The organism is Lysobacter sp. TAB13 (assembly GCF_052113885.1).
GTDB lineage: Bacteria > Pseudomonadota > Gammaproteobacteria > Xanthomonadales > Xanthomonadaceae > Lysobacter > Lysobacter gummosus.
Map to the genome: position 1 here is coordinate 1 of NZ_JBFRDR010000197.1, position 456 is coordinate 456.

General features: G+C 69.3%; 1 protein-coding gene. It reads left to right on the plus strand.

Features of this window, described 5'->3' with window-relative positions:
* Positions 1–78: 78 nt before the first annotated feature.
* Positions 79–456: enoyl-CoA hydratase-related protein (locus AB4Y92_RS25795; protein ID WP_441822208.1), on the plus strand; the 378-nt coding region annotated here is incomplete at its 3' end.

The following is a 456-nucleotide window of genomic DNA, read 5'->3' on the forward strand; positions in this document are numbered from 1 at the left end:
CCATGCGTCCAGCGGTTGGGGCCGCCGCCGCGGGAGGCTGTAGCCTGCGCTCAGCGAGCAACGGGGAACGAGCCGCCCATGACCATCCGCATCGAACGCGACGGCAAGGTCGCGACCGTCATCCACAGCCAAATCGAGGCGCGCAATGCAATGGATCCGGACAGCGCCGAAGCGCTGACGGCCGCCTTCCGTGAGCTCGACGCCGATCCTGAAACCGGCGCCATCGTGTTCTGGGGCGAAGGCGGCGCCTTCTGCGCCGGCTGGGACCTGAAATATGCGCAGGCCTTCACCGATGCAGAGCGCTTCCGCACGGAGATCGTCGAGGGACTGGCCTTTCCCCATGGCGATGGCCCGGCCCCACGCGGCCCGATGGGCCCCTCGCGGCTGGAGATGGGCAAGCCCGTGATTGCCGCCATCGAGGGCCCAGCCGTCGCTGGCGGGATGGAGCTCGCACTC